The sequence below is a fragment of the Kribbella sp. NBC_00662 genome (assembly GCF_041430295.1).
Lineage (GTDB): Bacteria > Actinomycetota > Actinomycetes > Propionibacteriales > Kribbellaceae > Kribbella.
In genome coordinates this window covers 3,048,440-3,066,766 of the sequence record NZ_CP109029.1, presented here as the reverse complement: position 1 = coordinate 3,066,766, position 18,327 = coordinate 3,048,440, and the positions used below count along the sequence as shown (strand labels likewise).

The following is an 18,327-nucleotide window of genomic DNA, read 5'->3' as shown; positions in this document are numbered from 1 at the left end:
TGAATGCAATCACAAGGCATACTCGAAATGTGCAGCTGACCGACGAAGAGATCGCGGCGATGACACCTGCCGAGCGGCGGGACCTGATCCTGCGGCTGGCGCCGAACCCGGGCGGCCTGCCGTCCCGGCGAACGATGGACCGGCTCCGCAAATGGCGGACCGTGCTGATGCTGGTCTGCGCGGCCGCCCTGATCCCGTGGACCGTGTACCTGGCGATCACCCTGCCCAGCCACTACGTCGCGCGGAACTGGGTCGCGACCTGGGTCGGCTTCGACATCCTGCTGCTCACGATGCTGATCCTGACCGCGCTCGCGGGCTGGAAGCGCAAGCAGTTCGTGTTCCCGACCGCGTTCGCGACCGGGGTGCTGCTGATCTGCGACGCCTGGTTCGACGTGATGACCAGTCATCGCGGCGACGACCTCACCCAGGCGCTGCTGAGCGCTCTGCTGGTCGAGCTCCCGCTGGCGTTCATCCTGATCGCCGGCCCGCTCCGCCTGCTCCGGTACGTCGCCATCCGGCACGGCATGATCCACCCGGACTCGCACCTGTGGCGGATGCCGATCCCGATCCCGGATCTCTACCCCGGCAACAAGGTCCCACTTAGGGTGGATCCTCACGACTGAGTTCGCGTCTGGCGAGAGGATCCCGCATGGCCGTAGAGGTGCTGTCCGTTGTCGGTGGCGAGCGCGTGGCGGAGGCGGTACGACGTACTCCGTCGACCAACCCCGCTCGGTTGAGCGAGGTCGTCGGGACGGTCGGTAGCGCCGGGCCGGAGGTCTTCGTCAGGGCCGCTTCGGTGGCTCGGTCCGCGCAGGCCGCGTGGGCCGCGACGCCGGCGCCGCAGCGCGGTCAGGTGATCTCGAACGTCGGCCGGCTGATGACGCTGAACAAGGAGCGGCTCGCGGCGCTCGTCACGCGCGAGATCGGCAAGCCGCTCGCCGAAGCGCTGGGCGAGGTGCAGGAGATCATCGACACCTGCGACTTCTTCCTCGGCGAGGGCCGCCGGTTGTACGGGCAGACAGTGCCGTCGGAGATGCCGGACAAGCAGCTGTTCACGTTCCGCCGACCGGTCGGGACGGTCGCGGTGATCACGGCCGGCAACTTCCCGGTCGCGGTCCCGTCCTGGTACATCGTGCCGGCGTTGCTCTGCGGCAACACGGTCGTCTGGAAGCCGGCGGAGTACTCCGCCGTGGTCTCGGACGCTTTCTACGAGATCTTCGCGCATTCCGGCGTACCGGCAGGTGTCTTCAACGTCGTCTACGCCGACGGGTCGGACACGTTCACGGGTCTCGAGCAGGCGCTGCAGGCGGGGCTGATCAACAAGGTCGGCTTCACCGGGTCGAGCGCGGTCGGTGAGCGGATCGGCGAGCTGTGCGGGCGGCACCTGCAGACGCCGTGCCTCGAGCTCGGCGGGAAGAACCCGATGGTGATCACCGAGGACGCAGATCTCGATCTGGCCGTGGAGGGCGCACTCTTCTCCGGCTTCGGTACGGCGGGACAGCGGTGCACCTCACTCGGTACGGCGATCGTGCATCGCTCGGTGCACGAGGAGTTCCTCGATCGGTTCGCACACGCTGTCGCCGAGGCGGCGATGGGCGATCCGGCGCAGGGCGTGTTGTTCGGGCCGTTGCTGGACGAGAAGTTCGCGGCCGGGTTCGAGAAGTCGCTCGGGTGGATCGAGCCGCATCACCGGGTGCTCGGGCGGACCGGGCGGGTCACTGCCGACAACCCGCGGACCGGGTTCGTCGGCGATCCGTCGGACGGGTTGTTCTACCACCCGGTGATCGTGGCCGGAGTGCAGCCGGACGACGAGCTGTTCATGAACGAGACGTTCGGCCCGATCGTCGGTGTCACGCCGTACTCCGACCTCGACGAAGCGATTGCTCTGGGCAACAAGTCGGGATACGGGCTGTCGAGCTCGATCTACACGACCGACCCGAACAAGGCGTTCCGGTTCGCGCAGGGGATCTCGGCGGGGATGGTGAGCGTGAACAACTCGACCTCCGGCGCCGAGGCACACCTGCCGTTCGGCGGCAACGGGAAGTCGGGCAACGGGTCACGGCAGAGCGGCATCTGGGTCCTCGACCAGTTCACCCGCTGGCAGTCGCTGAACTGGGACTACTCCGGCAAACTACAGAAGGCCCAGATGGACACCGAAACCGTCGAAGCCGACCTGTCCTTCGAACTCCCGTGAGCCCAGCGCCTGCGCTGCCGGAGTCCGCGGATGTGGTGATCGTGGGAGGCGGGGTGATGGGGACGAGCATCGCCTTCCATCTCGCCGAGGCGGGTGTCGGGCACGTACTGCTGCTCGAACGGGACCACCTTGGCTCCGGGTCGACCTGCAAAGCGGCGGGTGGGGTGCGAGCGAACTTCTCCGACTCGGTGAACATTGCGCTGGGGGCGCGGAGTCTGGAGGCGTTCGCGCGCTTTGCTGGTCGGCCTGGGCAGGAGATCGACCTGCATCGGGTCGGGTATCTGTTCCTGCTGCAGACCGACGAGCAGGTCGCGCAATTCCGCGACAGCACCGAACTACAGAACACCCTCGGCCAACCGACCCGGATGATCTCGGTCGACGAGGCGGTCGCACTCGCACCGATCGTCGCGGCTGACGGGCTCGTCGGCGCATGCTTCTCGCCGACGGGCGGGCACTGTACGCCGGAGTCCGTCGTACTCGGCTACGCGACCGCCGCCCGCCGACTCGGCGCGACACTGCTGACCGGTTGTGAAGTCACCGGGATCGATGCCGTCGGCAACCGTTTGACCGCGGTGCGGACCAACCGAGGCACCGTCCGGACAGGCACCGTGGTCTGCGCGGCCGGTGCCTGGTCCGAAAGCCTCGCCGCGTCGGTCGGCGTCGAGCTACCGGTCACCCCGCTGCGCCGGCAGATCGTGGTGACCGAGCCGATCCCCGATCTCCCGGCGAACCTGCCGATGACGATCGACTTCGGCAGCACGTTCTACTTCCACCGCGAGGGTCCCGGACTGCTGGTAGGCATGTCCGATCCCGACGAGCAGCCCGGCTTCCACCTCAACCGCACCGACACCTGGATCCCGCGCCTGACCGACGTGATGGCCCGCCGCGCGCCGTCGCTCCTCGACGTCGGCCTCACCGGCGGCTGGGCCGGCCTGTACGAGATCACCCCCGACCACAACGCCCTCATCGGTGAGGCGGACGACGTCTCCCGCTTCCTTTATGCGACCGGCTTCTCGGGCCACGGCTTCCTCCAGGGCCCCGCCGTCGGCGAGGTGATCCGCGACCTGTACCTCGGCCGCGAACCCTTCGTCGACATCAGCCCCCTGAACGCCCGCCGCTTCGCCGACTCCACAACCCGCGCCGAACGGAACGTCGTCTGAGCTAGTTGACGACTGCGCCCGCCGTGAGATTGAGGGCGGTGCCGGTCATCGAGCGCGCTAGATCCGAGGCGGCGAAAGCCGCGAGAGTGCCGACATCGGCGAGCGTGGCGGCGCGTTTGAGCATCGTGGTGTCGGCGGTGTGTTTTGCGATTGCCTCGGCTGCCTTCTTGGGGAAGTCGGCCGGGACCGCCTCCGGGATCCCGTTGGACTGCAGCGTGAGCACGCGAATCCCGTGCGGTCCGAGCTCCAGCGCCAGACCGCGGCGGAGCGCCTCGACGGCACCGAAGCCCACTTGGAAACCGCCGAGGTTGGCGGCGGGCTCGCCGTACCCGCCGAAGGTCAGGATGACGCCCGAGCCCTGCGGGATCATCCGTCGCGCGGCGGCCCGCGAGGTCAGGTAGAACGTGCGGACCATGGCCGAGACCGGCTGCTCGAAGTCCGCGAGCGGCATGTCGATCAGCGGCGTGCCGAAGAACTGCTGGTGGCCGATCAGGTTGAAGGAGATGTCGATCCGGCCGATCGCCTCGGCGTGCTCGTCCACGGACTTCTCGTCGAGGGCGTCGACGACGGCAACGTCGGCAGTCCCGCCGGCGGCGCGGATCTCGTCGGCGACCCGCTCCAGGCGTTCCGCAGTACGTCCGGCCAGATGCACGGTCGCGCCCTCGGCGGCGAACGCCTTGGCGACCGCGCTGCCGATCGGGCCGGCCGCGCCGTACACGATCGCGTGTTTGTCGGTGAGCATCATCAGTGGGCCTCCTCGGCCAGTTCGGTGACGAGGTCTTCGAGCTGCTGCATCGACGCGCGGATCCCGCGCTCCATGCCGCCGGCGACGTACAGGTCGCGGTCCTCGACCGCGAAGAACACCGTGTTCTGGGTCAGCGTGGTGACCCCGTCGGCCTCGTCGAAGGTGATCAGGTTCAGGTAGACGGTGCCGGGCGCCTGGTCGAACTCGTACGTCTGCACGATCCGCTCCGGCGTCGGCTCCCCGTGGTACAGCCCGTGGAACACGTAGCCCTTGCCGTCCTGGTCGTAGTGCGTCCATCGCCAGCGGCCGCCGTGCCGTGGGTCGAGCTGGTTCACGACCAGTTCGAGCCCGGCCGGACCCAGCCAGCGCTTCACCAGCTCGGGCTCGGTGTACGCGCGGAACAGCAGCTCCCGCGGCGCGTTGAACTCCCGCACGATGACGACCTGCGGTACGCCGGGCTCCGCGACGACCTTCACGATTGCTCCTTCAGGTCGTCGAGCAGCTCGTCGAGGCGGTCGAAGCTCTCCGCCCAGTAGGCGCGGTAGTCCATCAACCAGCCGACCGCCTCGCGGAGCGGCTGCGCCTCGAGGTGACTCAGCCGTGCGGTCGCCCGTTGCGAGCGGCTGATCAGGCCGGCCTGCTCGAGCACCTTCAGATGCTTGGAGACGGCCGGCTGCGACATGCTGAACGGCGCCGCGAGCTCCGCGACGGTCGCGTCGCCGTCCTTGAGCCGGGTCAGGATCGCCCGGCGGGTCGGGTCGGCGAGGGCCGCGAAGACGCCGGTCAGCGCGACTTCAGAACCAGACGGTTTCAGAACCATATGGTTAAGAATGCCTCTGGCCCACCTGAGCCGTCAAGGCCGGGTCAAGGATGCCGCGGCGTTTCCCATCGGTCCGGGTCGCACAAGGACGGGTCCCAGCCGTGGTCGATGCAGTACTGCCGGAGGATCTCCTCGCGGGTCGACGGCCGGCTGGTCGGACGCGTCGGCGTCGGGGTCTTCGTGCTGGTCGTCGTGCGCGTCGGCTTCGGGTCCGGGGTCTGCGGCCGCTCGGTGGTCTTGGTGGTGCTCGGTCGCCGGGTCGGCTCCTGGGTCGGACGCCGCGTCGGCGCGTGAGTCGGCACGGGGGTCGTCGTCGGGACCCGCGGCGGGGTGACGGTCGATCGCGGCACGGCCGGCGGCGTCGTACTGGGTGAGGCGGTGGGCGACGGGGACTGACTGTCGAAGACCTTCACGGCCGCGTCGTCCGACCCGCCGCCGAACAGGCCGATCGCGGATACGGCCCAGAGGTTGACTCCGAGGAACAGGACGAGGGCTGCGCCACCGGCGTACACGACGCGGCGCGACGGAGCGCCGTACTGGCCGATCGGGCCGCGGACCGGATTGCCTTTGCCGTCGACCCAGAAGCGCCAGCCCTCCGGGGCCGGCGGCCAGGACGGATCGGGACGCCACGTCTTCGGTGGGACCCAGCTGCGACGGGGTGGGGACGGCCAGCTCGGCGGTACCACGAACCGCTTCACTCGAAAAATCCTCCAGCTCTTCGTGCAGGCGCGCGCACCCAAGCCAACGACTCAGACCCGATGCAGGCTACTTGCGACTCGACGTCACCCGCGTGTCGGGCTCGCTTTTTCGATCAACCTCCAGAACGGAGCCGCAGTTTGTCAGGCCAGGGTTACCTAAGCTCCCGTCGCCGGGGAGAGCTGGAGCACGGTCGTCAGCAGGCGGGTGAGGTCCTCGCCGAAGGGGCGGTCGGCGTCGATCGGAGGTACGACGTCGTCGACGGCCTGGATGAGATCGCGGAGTCCTGGTGGGATCGGTCCGGCCGAGAGCGCGAAGGCTTGGCGTACGGCGAGGAGCTCGCAGGCGGTTGTCTCGCGGGTGAGGCGGATGGCTTCGGCGAGGTTGCCGACGGCTTCCCAGGAGAAGGTCTGGACGTCTTCCTGACCGTTGGAGGTCTCCGCCGTACTGATTGCTGTGGGCAACGTTAGGCGGCGGAGCTGGTGGGTGGTGGCGACGGCGCGTTTGTGGACCGCCACGAGGCCTGCTTGCGGGCCCGGTTCGCAGGCGAGCTGGGCGGTGAGGCCGGTGACGCTCGGATCGAGGAGGCGGTGGAGCCGCGCTGTCGAGACCTCGGCGGCGTGGGCGAGCGCGGCGGTCAGGTGGTCGCAGTACGCCGCGAGGTCGATGCCGTGGAAGCCGGCGGTGCCGACGAAGTCGCCCTCCAGGTACGCCGGCGAGTCGGACACGCCTGTGAAGGCCCGCTCTACCGCGTCGTCCAACTGCTGCAAGGTCCGACGCACATGAGCATTCACGTGCCCCGCTACCCGAAACGAAACCGGCGCCTGAAGGCTGCGCGGCTCCGGCTCAGGACCGGCAAGCTCCCGCAGCCGCGCAAACTCCACCGCCAGCACGTCATCTCCACGTGCTGCCGACGGCTGATACGGATCCCGATTGGCACCCACCACAGCAATCGCGCCAGCAGCCACCGCAGTCAGATGATCAGCCAGCCGACTCGCCTTCCGTGCAGCAAGCGCCGCCCGTCCGGCCGTACCAGGCGTCCCGGCAAGCAAAGCGATGCCTTCCTTGGGACCAAGCTCGAGCGCAGGCAAGAAGCCTTCAGCCGTTTGCAGTTCGGAGCCGGCCTGCAGCCAACCTATGCCGACCAACGGGCCCGCCGCGTGGGCGAGCGGGATGATTTCACCCGCCGACCCGGCGCCTTCGGCGGGGATGGCGGGGGTGTAGGGGCTGTTGATCAAGGCAACTAGTTGGTGGATGAGGTCGACGGAGACGGCGGCGTCGCCGGTGAGGAAGGTTTTCAGGCGGGCTATGAGGACGGCGCGGGACTCGTCGGGTGGGAGCCAGGGTGGGCCGCCGACGGCTCGGCCCAGGAGCAGGTTGCGTTGGTGGGCGCGCTGGTCGGCCTCGGTCAGGCGGACCTTGCTGAGGTTGCCCATGCCGGTGTTGACGCCGTACACCGGCTCGTCCGAGTCGAGCGTCCGGAGCGCGGCAGCACGAACCGCAGCCATCCGCTCGAGCAGTGCGGGCGCGAGCTCGATCGGCTCAGGGCCGGCCGGGTCGAGTTCTGCGGGGTCGTTGATCATCAGTGGAACCGGAGCATCGTGCCGACGTCGGCGGCCTCGGCCCGGCGAAGGATGAGATGGGCGATCGCGACATCGAGCAGCGACAACCCCCGATGCCAGAAAAGGTTGCGCTCGGCATCGTTCTCACGACCCGGCTTGCGCCCAGCGACGATCTCGCCGATCTCGGCGTACAACGTCTCCGGCGACAACCGTCCGGTGTCCACGTGCCGTCGCAGCGACCCGAACCGCCCGGACTGCGCCTCGCGCCAGTCGTCGACGACCACCTTGTCCATCACGTCGAGCAGATCCAGCTCAACCGCTGACACCGTCCCATACGGTACGACGAACGCCCCCGGCCGCACCGCCGCCGTACGCAACAACGGCTCCGGCTCCATCAACCGCGTCGCCTCGACGAGTACGTCGGCGCCGTCGAACGCCTCCTCGGCGCTCGCGCACACCCGCACCGGCGTGGACAGCTCGGCCGACAACTCGGCCGCGAACTTCTCCCGCGACTCCGGCCGCCGCGACGTCACCCGGATCTCGTCGAGGTCGAGGAGGTCGTCGAGCATCGTGACGTTCCACCACGCCGTACCCCGCGCCCCGACATGCGCCAGGACCTTGCTGTCCCGTCGCGCCAGGTGCCGCGCGCCGACCGTGGTCATCGCGCCGGTGCGGGACGCCGTGATCATCGTCGCGTCGAGGACCGCCAGCGGCATACCGGTCGTCGGGTCGAACAGCGTCGCCATCGCGAGCTCGCTGGGCAGACCCTTCTGGTAGTTCGGGACGAAGTCGCCGACGACCTTCACACCGCTGATCCCGTGCTCACCGAGTCCGTCGAGGTGGCCGCGAAGGATGTTGAAGTGGCCGATACCGCCGTTGTCCGGTGTCAGGTGCACCCGCGGTTCGAACGCCGTACGCCCTTCGCCGTGCTCGCGGACCGCTTCCTCGACCGCGTCCACGATCTCGAGCCGGGTCAGCCCCAGCGCGTCGATGTCCGGGCCGCTGATGAACCTCAACCAGATGCCGTCCGCCACTTGGCTCCTTCGGTTGTCGTCGGTTGATACTTAAGTTTCTCGTCGTCACGCTACGTTCAGTTCATGGGGTCGACGACCGGGACACCGCAGCGCACCGTGATCGGACATTCGGCCGGTGACAAGGTGCTGCTGTTCGGTGGGCTGCCGCTGCTCGGGCTGGTGCTCGGGTTCTTCCTGCCGCGGATCGCGGACTGGGCGGCCGGGCGGGGCTGGGTGCCGTTCCGGGGCGTGCTGAAGGTGATCGCCGCGTGGGACGGCTGGTGGGTCGTCGCGATCTGCGTGCTCGTCGGGCTGGTCGCCGGCGTACTGCTGGCGGCCGCGGCACTGGACGACATCTTGAAGGTGACGATCACCCATCAGTCGGTCGAGTTCCTGAAGAACCAGAAGACGCTGACCGTGCCGCGGGAGAAGGTCGCGGTCGCCTTCCTGGACGGCAAGGAGATCGTGCTGCAGGACGCGTCGTCGCGGGAGCTGGCGCGCGAGAAGCACGACCAGCTGAAGTCGGAGGCCAAGCAGATCCCGATCGCCTTCCGCGCCCACGGCTACCCGTGGTCGGATGCCGGCGACCCGCACGAGTCCGAGTTCCGCCGCTGGATCGAGGACGACCCCGATCTCCCACCGGCTGTGAACGCGATCCTCAAGGTCCGCTCCAAGGCCTTCGACCAGGGCGACAAAGGCAAGGCCGACCTCCGTGAGCTGCGCGGTGAAGTCACCAAGCTCGGCTACACGGTGAAGGAGAAGGACAAGAAGCAGTACTGGCGGCCGACGAGTTAGGCGCCGAGTAGGTGGATGACGGCTGTGGCGTAGGCCTGCTCGGCGTCGTCGGCTGAGTGGGTGGAGTCCGTGAGGTTGACCCGGTAGCCGCCGGGGACCGATTCCAGGGATCGGAAATGGTCGCCGAGGAGGGCGCGGAGCTGTTCCTCGCGAGGGAGCCAGATGACCTCGCGTTGCTCGATGCTGTCCAGGGCCCACTCGGTGGTGCCGTTGAAGCCGATCACCTTGCTGCCCTGGTAGTCGTGCACCTCGACGGTCATGTCGCTCACCACGAACACGTCGTCGTCCATATCTCGGTCCGGTACGACGAAGCGATCCCCTGCCGACGGGCTCCACAGCACCCCGGCCTTGCGCAGTCGTCCGGCCTGCTCGATCGTGATCACCCTTCCATCCTCCCCACGGCACGCAAACTGCGCAGGCTCGCGGCGAGCCGCGGGGGACGAGGGTCAGCGACCGAGTGCGCTGCGTAGTTCCTCGGCGCGGTGCGCGATCCGGTCCCGGCACTCGGTCGTGAGCGGGAGATCGAGCAGCGCGGTCGCCTGCAGGTGGCTCAGTCCGAACTGCGCACGGAGCCGTCGTACGGCGGTGTCGCGGTCCACGGACGCCCGCAGTACCTCGGCCACCTCGTCGCGGCGCTCGAACGCGGCCAGGACGCCGTCATAGATCTCCAGCTGCGTGTACGCGGACCGGTCCGGCTCCGGCACGGCGGTCACGTCTCCCTTCTCGCTGGAGCGGATCACCTGCCGCCACAGAGCGGGCACGGCCAGGCGGGCACGGGTGTAGCGCCGGGTCAGGGGCTGCGCGTAGGTCATGGTCATGGTGAGTTCCCCCTTGGGTTCAGTCGGCCTTGGCGACCGCGTGCGGTTCGCGCGGCGGACACTTGGTACCGGGCGCGGTCAGCGCCTCGAAGTGCCACGGTTCGTTGTCGTACCGGCGGCACACGCCGTACCGCCAGCCGTTCTTGTTGAGCCAGGTCATCGCGGCCGCCGGACCGATGTCCACGGCCTTGCCCAGCACGTGAGCGGAGTACTTCGGCGGCAGCACCCAGCGCGTCGCCAGCTTGTACGAGCCGTACTTCTTGATCGCCGCGTTCAGCAGCCGCTGCTGCTTGGACGCGCTGCGCCGGGCGGAGGTGATGCTGATCGTGATGCCGTCGGCCTTGGCGGCCGCCATCGCCTTCTTCAGCCGCGCCTTCAGCTTCGGCGAGAGTCCGTTGATGCTCTCCTCCCGCACGACCGGCCGCGTCGTCGACTTCTTCGTGGGAGTCGTCGACGGCGTCTTGGCCGGGGTGGAGGGCGGGTGCGTCGGCCGGCGGGTCGGCGTCGGAGTACTCGTCGCCGGGGTCGTCGCGGGCGGTCCACCGACGGCCGGCGCGCTCACGGTCGACACCACCGGCTCCTTGTCCGCGGCCAGCCCGAGGAAGTCCCCGACCTGCGCGTGCCACAGCAGCAGCGAACCGACCACCGCGCCGACCCCGGCCACACCGATCACCGACAGCAACCGTGTCCGCACCACGCCAGGACGACGTGGCGGCAGGTGGTCAGTCATGGAGTACAGCCTTTCGGATCGGCGCGGTCGACACATCGGTCCCAGGGACCGTCCTCGCGCCCCACCTCTAGCCCCTGAGTATCAGTTCGGACGCTGAGCCTCCTCCAAAAGTTGGAGAGCCTGCCCCTCCGGGCAGATGAAGCTTCGGCAAACTCCATCTGACTACGCTGGGCGACATGAAGGGGATCTGGCGTCGGATGTCGCAGGGGCAGCAGGATCTGTTGCTCGCTGCGGTCATCGGCCTGGTCTGGTTCATCGCGTTGAACCTCATCAACGGCACCGGACTACGCCCCCACAACCCTGCCGTCTCCGTCGTCACCGGCGTCTTCCTGGTCGCCACGGTCGCGTTCGTACGGCGGATCCCGCGCACGATGCTCGTGATCGTCTCGGTCCTCTACCCGTTCCTGTACGCCGCGGCCGGCACCGGGCTCGCCGCACAGGTCGGGCTGACGATCTTCGGCCAGCCCGAGATCAGCGACGCCGCGCTGCAGTCGGAGATCCATCTGGTCCCCCTGCTCGTCGTCGGCTACCTGGCGGCGTCGGCCGGCGTACGGCGCTTCACCTGCCTGTTCTTCACGATGGGCAGCCTGGCCGGCCTGATGATCGGTCTCCCCACGGTCGTGGCGCTCGTCCTCAGCCACGTGAACCGCGACGTCCTGCTCGGCGACCGCTACCGGAGCCTCCCCCGCGACGTACCGAGCCTGTACAGCTACATCGACGTCTCGCTGTTCGTGTTCGCGGAGGCGCTGATCTGCGGCATGGTGCTGCTGGGCGCCGACGCCCGCCGCCGGCGCAAGAGCGTCGCCCTGCTGGAGCAGCGGAACGCCGAGCTGGTCCGGCTGCGTGCCGTCGAGGCCGAGCGTGCAGCGGTCGCGGAGCGGACCCGGATCGCCCGGGATCTCCACGACGTGATCTCGCACCACGTCAGTGCGGTCGTGATCCGGGCGCAGGCCGCCGACCGGGTGGCCGACCAGCGCCCCGAAGTACTGCGGGAGGCGATCCGCTGGATCATTGCCAGCGGCAAGGAAGCACTGACCGCGATGCGGGAGACGGTCCGCGTGCTGAACACCGCCTCACCGCAGATCGCCGGCGACACCGGCTCCGGCGGCGGCACCGCGCCGGTGCCGGATCTGGCGGATGTGGCGCGGATGGGTGAGCGGCTGAAGGCGGTCGGGATCGATGTGACGATGGAGCTCCCACCGCGGCAGCGCCAGCTCACGTCGGCGACCGACCTGACCGCGGTACGGATCATCCAGGAGGCGCTGACCAACGTGATGGTGCATGCGAAGGCGACCGCGGCGCAGGTGACCTGGCAGAGTGGGCCGCAGGGTGACCTGCTCACCATCGACGACAACGGGAACGGCGGACCGCCGCCGGTGAACGTGCTGGAGACCGCGCGGCGCAGCGAGAGCGGCCGCGGCAACGGGCTGATCGGGATGCGGGAACGGGCCACAGCGGTCGGCGGGACCCTCGCCGTCGCGGCCGGCCCCCTGGGTGGATGGAGAGTGCAGGCATGGCTGCCGCCGCAGAACTGAACGAACCGATCCGGATCCTGGTCGCCGACGACCAGGGCGTGATCCGGATGGGGCTCGCGATGATCCTCGACCACGAGCCGGACCTGACCACGGTCGCCCAGGCCGAGAACGGCGAGGAGGCGCTCCGGCTGATCGAGCAGTACGACCCGGACGTGGTGCTGATGGACATCCGGATGCCGGTGATGGACGGTCTGGTCGCGACCGAGCGGATCACTACCGCCAACCGGGAGGCCGGGCGCGCGCGTCCCGCCGTACTCGTGCTGACGACGTTCGACGATGAGGCGTATGTGCTGGCCGCCGTACGCGCCGGGGCGTCCGGGTTCCTGCTGAAGGACACCGATCCGGATCTGCTGGTGTCCGCCGTCCGCGCGGTGTACCGCGGCGACTCGCTCGTCGACCCGGCCTCGACCCGGGTGCTGCTGGAGCGGTGCATGGAGCTCGAGCGCCAGGTCGGCGGCGGTACGCCGAACGCCGCGCCGGCGCAGCCCGATCCGCGATGGGTCGGACTGCTCGCCCAGCTCAGCGAACGGGAGCGCGAGATCCTGGTCTGGATGGCCCGCGGCCTGTCGAACCGCGACCTCGCGACGAAGCTGTTCGTCAGCGAGACCACGATCAAGACCCACGTGAGCTCGGTCCTGTCGAAGCTCGGCCTGTCCAGCAGGGTCCAGGCCGTGGTCGTCGCCTACGAGGCCGGCGTGGTGCGGCCGGGCGAGGCCGACGTGCGCTGGGACTCCTAGAGATACAGATAGAGGCCAACGGCAACTACGACGAGCAGGATCACAACGGTGACGGCTTGGCTCAGCACCGACGCCTTCTGGCGCCGGGGTAGGAAATCCCCAGTCATGCTTCCAGAGTCGCTCGCGAAACCGCGCCACCCATCGGCCGTCAGGATGGTTCTGGCCTACTACCTGAGGATGACCGTCAGTCACCGAAGTAGGCGGCGCGGACCTTCTTCGGGACGCACATCGACCAGGCGTCGAGGATCAGCTCGCGGAGTTCGTCGTAGTCGACGGCCGCGAGGTTGAGCTCGATCCACTGGAAACGCTCGTCGGACGGGCGCGGCGGGAGGAACTTGTCCGGTTCGGCGGCCAGCGCCGCGGCGCGTTCCTCGCGCGGGAAGCCCAGGCCGATGGTCTGCTCGTCGGCCGCGACCGCGAGGTACACGATCTGGCCGACGCGGAACTTGATCCGGTCCCGGACCAGTACCTCGTAGCTGCGCGGGAGGTCCGCGGTGATTTCGCGGATGTCGGTGAGATCGACCACGTTCCCACGATAGACAGCCATCGCTGACATCCCCTGTCAGTGTTTCCAGCAGTACCGTGGTCGGATGCCTGGTGTCGTGAGTGCGGTCGAAGGGGCCGAGGTGGTGTTCCGCCTCGGCGACGCTGCGCATGCGTTCACGGGCGTCCGGTTGTGGCAGGAGCTCGGTCTGCCGGCCGAGCTGCTCGAGTTCAAGCCGGTCGACTACGGCTGGGAGCTGCGGCTGCCGCGCCCGTCGGTGCACCGGATGGAGTACCTTTTCGACATCGCGGACCTCGGGATGCGGACCGATCCGACCAACCCGCGCGTCGTGGGTGGAGCGTTCGGGCAGCATTCCTGGTTGCCCTTGCCGGGGTACGTCGAACCCGTCTGGCTCACCGTGCCACCGATCCCGTCGACGATGACCGCTCTCACTGCAGACTCCCCGGTCGGCCCGGTCAACATGCAGATGTGGGCGCCGGACGGCATCGCACCGTCGTTCGAACTGCCACTCCTGCTCGCCCACGACGGTCCGGAGTTCGCCTCGTACGCCGGTCTGCTGCAGTACGCCGGCGCGATGGTCGCCGGGTCCACGCTGCCGCCGTTCCGGCTCGCTCTGATCGAGCCGACCGCGCGCAACCTCTGGTATGCCGCCAATCCGCAGTACGCCGATGCCCTGACGCAGCACGTGGTGCCGGCCGTGCAAGCGCAGTACAAGAGCCGGCGGCCGGTGATGATGGGCGCGAGCCTGGGGGCGCTGGCGGCGCTGCACGCGGAGTGGAACCACCCGGGGACGTTCGACGGGCTGTTCCTGCAGTCGGGCTCGTTCTTCACGCCGGAGACCGATCCGCAGGAGTCGCGGTTCGAGTTCTACGCCGAGGTCACCGCGTTCGTCGAGCAGGTGCTGACGGCAACCACGGCGCCGAGTACGCCGCTGGTCGGGATGACCGCCGGGACGACCGAGGAGAACGTGCACAACAACCGGGTGATGGCCGCGCGGCTGGCCGAGCTCGGCCTCGAGGTCGCGCTCGACGAAACACCCGACATGCACAACTTCACAGCCTGGCGGGATGTGCTCCATCCTGATCTGACGGATCTACTGCGGCAGACCTGGGGTGGGGCTGATGGAACGGGAGCAGGCCGAGTTGGCGGCGCCGGGGCTTGATCGCCCCGGAACAGTGATCCGCTACGGGCATTTCGGCCGCCCGATGCTGGTCTTTCCGAGCGAGCAGGGCCGGGCCTGGGACTACGAGAACAACGGCATGGTCGACGCCGTCGCGGACCTGATCGAGGCCGGGCGGGTGAAGCTGTACTGCGTCGACTCGTACGACCACGTCAGCTGGTCGGACCGGAGCATCCAGCTCGAGGACCGCGCCCGCCGGCACGAGCTGTACGAGTCGTGGATCGTGAATCAGGTCGTGCCGGCGATCGGGGCCGACTCGCCCGGGGTCAGCGACATCATCACGACCGGCTGCAGCCTGGGTGCCTTCCACGCACTGAACTTCGCGTTCAAGCGGGCCGACCTGTTCCCGGTCGCGATCTGCCAGTCCGGGAACTACGACGCGAGCAGTTGGCACGCGTGGGGCGAGCGCGGCGACGCGACGTACTTCAACAACCCGGCCGACTACCTGCCCAACCTGTCGGGCGAGCATCTGGACTATTTGCGTGGGCGGCTGTTCATCCTGCTCACAGTGGGTCAAGGTGACTGGGAGACGAACCCGACCGGGTCGTTGCCGTCGGCTCGCGCGACCGATGCTGTGCTGACCGAGAGGGGCATCCCGCATGAGCTGGACATGTGGGGGTACGACGTAGCACACGACTGGCCGTGGTGGCGTCAGCAGCTCGCCCATCATCTGCCCCGATTCTGCTGAGGAGATCCACACGTGAGTGATCGTTCCCGCCATCTGATCGGGTTGTTGCTGGGCGCCGAGGAAGACTGGCCGCAGGCGTTCGAGGCGTTGCTGCAGCGGGTCGGGCCGGTCACGCTCGACGGCCACGAGCACGAGTTCGGGTCCCGGCGGCTGACCATCGAGCCGTTCGACCTGAACGACCCGGTCCGGGTCGGTCTGGTGATCGACCGGCTCGCGTACTGGTACTACCACCCGCGCGAGTGGCTGAAGAAGGCCGCGCTGATGAACGGCACGTACCTGCTCAACTCCCCGTTCACGTTCCAGGCGATGGAGAAGCACTCGGCGTACTGCGCGATGCTCCGGCTCGGGCTGAAGATCCCGCGGACAGTGCTCGTGCCGTACAAGAACCCGGTCGACAACGTGCGCTGGGCGTACACGTCGGCGAAGTACAACCGGCCGTTCGACCTGGACGCGATCGCGGACGACCTCGGCTACCCGCTCTACATGAAGCCGTTCGACGGCGGCGGCTGGCGTGGCGTCTCGCGGATCAACAACCGCGACGATCTGCACCGCGCGTACGACGAGTCCGACGAGATGCTGATGCACCTGCAGGCCACGGTCGAGTACGACAAGTTCGCCCGCGCGCTCTCGATCGGCGCCGAGACGATGGTGATGGACTTCCGCCCGGACGAGCCGATGCACAACCGGTACGCCGTCTCGCACGGCTTCCTGAGTCCGTCTGCCGGGCACCAGACGGTGGCGATCAGCCGGATCGTCAACGCGTTCTTCGGCTGGGAGTTCAACTCCTGCGAGATGCTGGTCGCGGGCGACGACGTCTACCCGATCGATTACGCGAACGCCTGCCCGGACGTCGCGGTCACCTCGCTGCACTACTACTTCCCGTGGGCGATCAGCGCGCTGGTCAAGTGGTCGGTCTTCTCGCTCGCCACCGGCCGCCGCAGCAAGGTCGACCTGCACACCGAGCGGTACTTCGACATCGCCGACGACCCGTCCTTGGACTACGACGCGAAGCTCGACGCCTACCTGGCACTCGCGGACGAGCACTTCGAAACCGCGAAGTACCACGAATGGTGCGCCGCCCATCTGGGTGATTTCGACCAGCGGGTCCGCGATTGGGTCAGCGGCCCGGACTTCGCCAAGCTGCTGCGCGAGACCGTCGTCGCGACGTACCCGGAGCACGAACAGGAGAAGTTCTACGCCCACTTCAAGGGCCTGACCGACCTGTGGGTGGTGGATCAGGCAGGCTAGAGGGCGTGCGTGACGCGGAGGTACCGGCCTGGTGGCGGCGGCTCGGGCTGGACGGTCTGGTGGATGTGCATGTGCATTTCCTGCCGGACCGGGTGATGAACGCGGTCTGGGCGTACTTCGACCAGGCGTTGGAGCACTACGGGACCGCGTGGCCGATCACGTATCGGACCTCGGTCTCAGAACGGGTGAAGACACTTTCGGAGCTTGGCGTGCGGGCGTTTCCGGCGCTCGTCTATCCGCACAAGCCGGGGATGGCGTCGTCATTGAACGAGTGGGCCAGGGACTTCGCCGCCGTCACCCCTGGTTGCGTCTCGAGTGGCACCTTCTATCCCGAGCCGTCCGCCTCCGCCTACGTCCGGCAGGCTCTCGATCTCGGCACCCGCATCTTCAAAGTTCATCTGCAGGTCGGCGACTACGACCCGCGGTCCGATGAGCTCGACGACGTGTGGGGGCAGCTGGCTGAAGCCCGCACACCAGTGGTCGTCCACTGTGGCTCCGGTCCGATCCCGGGCCGGCATACCGGGCCTGGGCCGATGGGCGAGGTGCTGCGCCGGCATCCCCGGCTGACCGCGGTCATCGCCCATCTCGGGATGCCGGAGTACGCCGAGCATCTCGCGCTCACGTCGTACCCGAACGTCCACCTGGACACGACGATGGCGCTGACGCCGTTCACCGAAGCGATGATGCCGTTCCCTCGCGAGCTGGTGCCGCGGCTGGGCGAGCTGCAGGACCGGATCGTGCTGGGGACCGACTTCCCGAACATCCCGTACGCGTACGCGGTGCAGCTCGACGCGCTCGAGGGGTTGGGGCTGGGGGACGACTGGCTGCGCGCCGTCTGCTGGGAGAACGGGGCGCGGCTACTCGGCCTTGCAAGCTCCGCCGAGGGGTGAGCAGCAACCCTCTCCGCGCCAGGCCTCGATTCCTTCCCGCACAGCCACTCCAGCGATGATCAGGCCGGCGATCGGGTCCGCCCAGGACCAACCCAGGGTCGTATTGAGGAGCAATCCGACCAGAAGCACCGCCGACAGGTAGGTGCAGAGCAGCGTCTGGGTCGAGTCCGCGACCACGGCGTTGGAGCCCAGCGCTTTCCCGGTACGACGCTGCGCCCACGACAGGAACGGCATCACGATCAAGGAGGCGATCGCGAGGCCGATGCCGACCGGCGAGGAATGTGGGTCGGCGCCGGTGATCAAGGTGCGGATCGATTCGACGCCGACGTACGCGGCGAGGGCGAAGAAGGAGAAGGCGAGCAGGCGGAGGGCCCGGCGTTCGCGGGACTCCGGGAGGGGGTGGCGGAACTGCCAGAGGATGATCAGGCCGCTGGAGACCTCGACGACCGAGTCCAGACCGAATCCCACCAGGGCGACCGAGCCGGCGACGATCCCCGACGAGACCGCGACGACGGCCTCGATCACGTTGTAGGTGACCGAGGCACCGGCCAGAAGCTGGGCGCGGCGGCCGAGGCGACGGCGTTCGGCGGGATCGACCGACCAGGCCTTTCCTAGCTGCAGCGGTTCAGCCATGGCTCGGCTTCGGCTCTGCGCTGGTGCTGTTGCCGGTACTGGTCAGTCCGTAGTTGGGGCAGAGGGCGACGGCGTCGCCGGTGAGGCCGAGGAGGCGTTCGGCGGCGGCGAGGAGGTCCATCGTCGCCTCGGGGTGCGTGAGGCTGAACATCGACGCGCGCCCCTGCGGCCTCGACTCGACCAGCCCGCAGTCCCGAAGACACGCGAGATGCTTGGACACGGTCGACTGCGCGAGCCCGAGATGCTCGGTCAACTCGACAACCCGATGCTCCCCGAGCGCGAGATGCCGCACGATCGCCAGCCGCGACGCATCACTGAACCCATGGAACAGGCACGCCGCGATCGCCAGGTCCTCCCCGACAGCACTCATCGTCATTT

At 68.5% G+C, this 18,327-nt stretch carries 22 protein-coding genes; 10 read left to right on the top strand and 12 right to left on the bottom strand.

Annotated features, from left to right (window positions below):
- Positions 1-29: 29 nt before the first annotated feature.
- The 3 genes from OHA10_RS15545 to OHA10_RS15535 are packed head-to-tail and all read left to right on the top strand — an operon-like array spanning position 30 to position 3,354.
- Entirely contained in the window at positions 30-623 is a 594-nt protein-coding gene (locus OHA10_RS15545; RefSeq protein WP_371406912.1) for a hypothetical protein, read from the top strand.
- A gap of 26 nt (positions 624-649) precedes the next feature.
- Positions 650-2,194 carry an aldehyde dehydrogenase family protein gene (locus OHA10_RS15540; RefSeq protein ID WP_371406911.1) on the top strand — a complete coding sequence of 515 codons (1,545 nt, stop codon included), beginning with the start codon at positions 650-652 and terminating at the stop codon, positions 2,192-2,194.
- Entirely contained in the window at positions 2,191-3,354 is a 1,164-nt protein-coding gene (locus OHA10_RS15535; RefSeq protein WP_371406910.1) for an NAD(P)/FAD-dependent oxidoreductase, read from the top strand. Before OHA10_RS15540 ends, OHA10_RS15535 begins: the two co-directional genes overlap by 4 nt.
- 1 nt (position 3,355) lies before the next feature.
- Here the strand turns inward: OHA10_RS15535 and OHA10_RS15530 are convergent, their stop codons facing one another.
- The 6 genes from OHA10_RS15530 to OHA10_RS15505 form a co-directional block, all read right to left on the bottom strand.
- The gene (locus tag OHA10_RS15530; RefSeq protein WP_371406909.1) at positions 3,356-4,099 is read right to left on the bottom strand and encodes an SDR family NAD(P)-dependent oxidoreductase; all 744 of its coding nucleotides are present in this window, start codon (positions 4,097-4,099) and stop codon (positions 3,356-3,358) included.
- Complete coding sequence (locus OHA10_RS15525) at positions 4,099-4,575, bottom strand: SRPBCC family protein (RefSeq protein WP_371406908.1); 477 nt, start codon at positions 4,573-4,575, stop codon at positions 4,099-4,101. The genes OHA10_RS15530 and OHA10_RS15525 overlap by 1 nt, the downstream gene beginning before the upstream one ends.
- The gene (locus OHA10_RS15520) at positions 4,572-4,919 is read right to left on the bottom strand and encodes an ArsR/SmtB family transcription factor (protein WP_371406907.1); all 348 of its coding nucleotides are present in this window, start codon (positions 4,917-4,919) and stop codon (positions 4,572-4,574) included. Before OHA10_RS15520 ends, OHA10_RS15525 begins: the two co-directional genes overlap by 4 nt.
- 44 nt (positions 4,920-4,963) lie before the next feature.
- Complete coding sequence (locus tag OHA10_RS15515) at positions 4,964-5,617, bottom strand: hypothetical protein (RefSeq protein ID WP_371406906.1); 654 nt, start codon at positions 5,615-5,617, stop codon at positions 4,964-4,966.
- A 156-nt stretch (positions 5,618-5,773) separates the two neighbouring features.
- Positions 5,774-7,198 (bottom strand): aromatic amino acid lyase, encoded by a 1,425-nt coding sequence (locus tag OHA10_RS15510; RefSeq protein WP_371406905.1) that lies wholly within the window; start codon positions 7,196-7,198, stop codon positions 5,774-5,776.
- Positions 7,198-8,211, bottom strand: a complete 1,014-nt coding sequence (locus tag OHA10_RS15505) for an ornithine cyclodeaminase family protein (RefSeq protein ID WP_371406904.1) — start codon at positions 8,209-8,211, stop codon at positions 7,198-7,200. Before OHA10_RS15505 ends, OHA10_RS15510 begins: the two co-directional genes overlap by 1 nt.
- Positions 8,212-8,274: 63 nt before the next feature.
- Between OHA10_RS15505 and OHA10_RS15500 the strand changes: the two genes are divergently transcribed.
- Positions 8,275-8,985: a hypothetical protein gene (locus OHA10_RS15500; protein WP_371406903.1), complete on the top strand. Its 711-nt coding sequence runs from the start codon at positions 8,275-8,277 to the stop codon at positions 8,983-8,985.
- Here OHA10_RS15500 and OHA10_RS15495 read toward each other — a convergent pair.
- The 3 genes from OHA10_RS15495 to OHA10_RS15485 all read right to left on the bottom strand — a co-directional run bounded on the left by OHA10_RS15495 (position 8,982) and on the right by OHA10_RS15485 (position 10,533).
- The gene (locus tag OHA10_RS15495; protein WP_371406902.1) at positions 8,982-9,368 is read right to left on the bottom strand and encodes a pilus assembly protein CpaE; all 387 of its coding nucleotides are present in this window, start codon (positions 9,366-9,368) and stop codon (positions 8,982-8,984) included. The genes OHA10_RS15500 and OHA10_RS15495 overlap by 4 nt on opposite strands.
- A 63-nt stretch (positions 9,369-9,431) precedes the next feature.
- Entirely contained in the window at positions 9,432-9,803 is a 372-nt protein-coding gene (locus tag OHA10_RS15490) for a hypothetical protein (protein WP_371406901.1), read from the bottom strand.
- Positions 9,804-9,822: 19 nt separating this feature from the next.
- The gene (locus OHA10_RS15485) at positions 9,823-10,533 is read right to left on the bottom strand and encodes a M15 family metallopeptidase (RefSeq protein WP_371406900.1); all 711 of its coding nucleotides are present in this window, start codon (positions 10,531-10,533) and stop codon (positions 9,823-9,825) included.
- Positions 10,534-10,709: 176 nt separating this feature from the next.
- On the opposite strand from OHA10_RS15485, the gene OHA10_RS15480 reads away from it, so the two are divergent.
- Both OHA10_RS15480 and OHA10_RS15475 read left to right on the top strand, forming a co-directional pair.
- Positions 10,710-12,068, top strand: coding sequence for a sensor histidine kinase (locus OHA10_RS15480; RefSeq protein ID WP_371406899.1), 1,359 nt, complete (start codon positions 10,710-10,712; stop codon positions 12,066-12,068).
- Complete coding sequence (locus OHA10_RS15475; protein WP_371407947.1) at positions 12,065-12,805, top strand: response regulator; 741 nt, start codon at positions 12,065-12,067, stop codon at positions 12,803-12,805. The genes OHA10_RS15480 and OHA10_RS15475 overlap by 4 nt, the downstream gene beginning before the upstream one ends.
- Positions 12,806-12,989: 184 nt before the next feature.
- Here OHA10_RS15475 and OHA10_RS15470 read toward each other — a convergent pair whose 3' ends face one another.
- Positions 12,990-13,352, bottom strand: coding sequence for an MmcQ/YjbR family DNA-binding protein (locus tag OHA10_RS15470; RefSeq protein ID WP_371406898.1), 363 nt, complete (start codon positions 13,350-13,352; stop codon positions 12,990-12,992).
- Positions 13,353-13,395: 43 nt separating this feature from the next.
- Here OHA10_RS15470 and OHA10_RS15465 point away from each other — a divergent pair, with 43 nt between their 5' ends.
- Genes OHA10_RS15465 through OHA10_RS15450 form a run of 4 tightly spaced genes read left to right on the top strand, consistent with a single transcriptional unit; the run spans position 13,396 to position 17,316 of the window.
- Positions 13,396-14,472: an alpha/beta hydrolase gene (locus tag OHA10_RS15465; protein ID WP_371406897.1), complete on the top strand. Its 1,077-nt coding sequence runs from the start codon at positions 13,396-13,398 to the stop codon at positions 14,470-14,472.
- The gene (locus OHA10_RS15460) at positions 14,432-15,178 is read left to right on the top strand and encodes an esterase family protein (RefSeq protein ID WP_371406896.1); all 747 of its coding nucleotides are present in this window, start codon (positions 14,432-14,434) and stop codon (positions 15,176-15,178) included. The genes OHA10_RS15465 and OHA10_RS15460 overlap by 41 nt, the downstream gene beginning before the upstream one ends.
- A 12-nt stretch (positions 15,179-15,190) precedes the next feature.
- The gene (locus OHA10_RS15455) at positions 15,191-16,426 is read left to right on the top strand and encodes a RimK family alpha-L-glutamate ligase (RefSeq protein ID WP_371406895.1); all 1,236 of its coding nucleotides are present in this window, start codon (positions 15,191-15,193) and stop codon (positions 16,424-16,426) included.
- Positions 16,427-16,431: 5 nt separating this feature from the next.
- Positions 16,432-17,316 (top strand): amidohydrolase family protein, encoded by an 885-nt coding sequence (locus OHA10_RS15450; protein ID WP_371406894.1) that lies wholly within the window; start codon positions 16,432-16,434, stop codon positions 17,314-17,316.
- Here OHA10_RS15450 and OHA10_RS15445 read toward each other — a convergent pair.
- Complete coding sequence (locus OHA10_RS15445) at positions 17,284-17,949, bottom strand: cation diffusion facilitator family transporter (protein ID WP_371406893.1); 666 nt, start codon at positions 17,947-17,949, stop codon at positions 17,284-17,286. The genes OHA10_RS15450 and OHA10_RS15445 overlap by 33 nt on opposite strands.
- On the bottom strand, positions 17,942-18,325 hold the full coding sequence (locus OHA10_RS15440) for an ArsR/SmtB family transcription factor (protein ID WP_371406892.1): 384 nt from the start codon (positions 18,323-18,325) through the stop codon (positions 17,942-17,944). The genes OHA10_RS15445 and OHA10_RS15440 overlap by 8 nt, the downstream gene beginning before the upstream one ends.
- Between the last annotated feature and the right edge of the window lie 2 nt (positions 18,326-18,327).

What these genes read in the sequence shown, in the direction of transcription:
- OHA10_RS15540 (WP_371406911.1), top strand. Translation starts at nt 650, where the DNA reads ATGGCCGTAGAGGTGCTGTCCGTTGTCGGTGGCGAGCGCGTGGCGGAG.
- OHA10_RS15530 (WP_371406909.1), bottom strand. Translation starts at nt 4,099, where the DNA reads ATGATGCTCACCGACAAACACGCGATCGTGTACGGCGCGGCCGGCCCG.
- OHA10_RS15520 (WP_371406907.1), bottom strand. Translation starts at nt 4,919, where the DNA reads ATGGTTCTGAAACCGTCTGGTTCTGAAGTCGCGCTGACCGGCGTCTTC.
- OHA10_RS15510 (WP_371406905.1), bottom strand. Translation starts at nt 7,198, where the DNA reads ATGATCAACGACCCCGCAGAACTCGACCCGGCCGGCCCTGAGCCGATC.
- OHA10_RS15500 (WP_371406903.1), top strand. Translation starts at nt 8,275, where the DNA reads ATGGGGTCGACGACCGGGACACCGCAGCGCACCGTGATCGGACATTCG.
- OHA10_RS15490 (WP_371406901.1), bottom strand. Translation starts at nt 9,803, where the DNA reads ATGACCATGACCTACGCGCAGCCCCTGACCCGGCGCTACACCCGTGCC.
- OHA10_RS15485 (WP_371406900.1), bottom strand. Translation starts at nt 10,533, where the DNA reads ATGACTGACCACCTGCCGCCACGTCGTCCTGGCGTGGTGCGGACACGG.
- OHA10_RS15480 (WP_371406899.1), top strand. Translation starts at nt 10,710, where the DNA reads ATGAAGGGGATCTGGCGTCGGATGTCGCAGGGGCAGCAGGATCTGTTG.
- OHA10_RS15470 (WP_371406898.1), bottom strand. Translation starts at nt 13,352, where the DNA reads ATGGCTGTCTATCGTGGGAACGTGGTCGATCTCACCGACATCCGCGAA.
- OHA10_RS15465 (WP_371406897.1), top strand. Translation starts at nt 13,396, where the DNA reads ATGCCTGGTGTCGTGAGTGCGGTCGAAGGGGCCGAGGTGGTGTTCCGC.
- OHA10_RS15460 (WP_371406896.1), top strand. Translation starts at nt 14,432, where the DNA reads ATGGAACGGGAGCAGGCCGAGTTGGCGGCGCCGGGGCTTGATCGCCCC.
- OHA10_RS15445 (WP_371406893.1), bottom strand. Translation starts at nt 17,949, where the DNA reads ATGGCTGAACCGCTGCAGCTAGGAAAGGCCTGGTCGGTCGATCCCGCC.
- OHA10_RS15440 (WP_371406892.1), bottom strand. Translation starts at nt 18,325, where the DNA reads ATGACGATGAGTGCTGTCGGGGAGGACCTGGCGATCGCGGCGTGCCTG.